Here is a 1129-nt window from a genome sequence, read left to right as displayed (position 1 = left end):
AGCTCGCGGATGGAGAGTTTCTTCGCTTCAGCGAGTGCACGCCACTGTGCGGCGACCGCCTGCTGATCGGAGAACATCCGTACGCTGGCGCGGCCCCGTGCGACAGTGTTCTCGCCCGGCTTGGGGTCGATCTCGGGCAGTGGGCCGTCCGGGTCATAGGAGCTCAGGTCACGGTTCCACAGCTGCTCAAGGAGCCGGATCGCGGTCTGCCCGCTGACCTGCTGCTGGCGGACGATGGCGGCCTGTTCGTGGGCGTCGGCGTCGGTGTCGCCGAGGACGAAGGTGGCTGCTGGCAACACGAGCAGCGCCTGCGGTGGCCGGCCGTAGCGGGCCAGCCGTCCCTTGACGTCGGTGTAGAACGCCTTGCCGGCCGCAACGGTGCTGTGCCGGCTGAAGATGGCGTCGGCCGTCGCCGCGGCAAATTCACGGCCTTCGTTCGAATCGCCGGCCTGGAAGATCACCGGCCGGCCCTGCGGGCTGCGGGGAACATTGAACTGGCCGGCAATGTCGAAATGGCCGCCGTGATGCTCGAACGTACCCGCCGACGCGTCGGTGACGAAGATTCCCGATTCCTTGTCCGCGGCAATCGCGTCGTCGCGCCAGGAGTCAAACAGTTCCCACGCCGTCCGCAGGAACTGCTCGGCTCGTTCATAGCGCTGCTCTTCGCGCAGAAAGCCGCCGCGGCGGAAGTTTTCACCGGTGAACGCGTCCCAGGAGGTGACGACGTTCCACGCGGCCCGGCCACCGGAGAGATGGTCGAGGCTGGCGAACTGCCGGGCGACCTCGTAGGGCTCATTGAACGTGGAGTTGATCGTGCCGGCGAGCCCGAGCCGGTCGGTGACGGCGGCCAGCGCGGCGAGCACCGTGAACGTGTCCGGGCGGCCGACCACGTCCAGGTCGTAGAGGCGGCCGGCCTGCTCACGCAGGCGCAGTCCTTCGGCCAGAAAGAGGAAGTCGAACTTCGCCCGTTCCGCGGTCCGCGCGAAATGCACGAATGAGCTGAACTCGATGTGGCTGCCCGACCGCCGGTCGCTCCACACGGTCGTGTTGTTCACGCCCGGGAAGTGCGCGGCCAGGTGGATCCGCTTGCGTGGTCTGCCCATCTGGGGTCCTCTGGAATCCTTGAAGG

General features: G+C 67.4%; 1 protein-coding gene. It reads right to left on the bottom strand.

The window, feature by feature from the left end; genetic code table 11:
• On the bottom strand, nt 1-1103 hold a 1103-nt coding region (locus MJ783_RS11750), incomplete at its 3' end, for an NtaA/DmoA family FMN-dependent monooxygenase (RefSeq protein ID WP_239310447.1).
• Between the last annotated feature and the right edge of the window lie 26 nt (nt 1104-1129).

The organism is Protofrankia sp. Cj3 (assembly GCF_917627355.1).
Classification (GTDB): Bacteria; Actinomycetota; Actinomycetes; order Frankiales; family Frankiaceae; genus Protofrankia.
The sequence above is the reverse complement of the archived record's forward strand: the minus strand, read 5'-3'. Positions and strand labels throughout refer to the sequence as shown.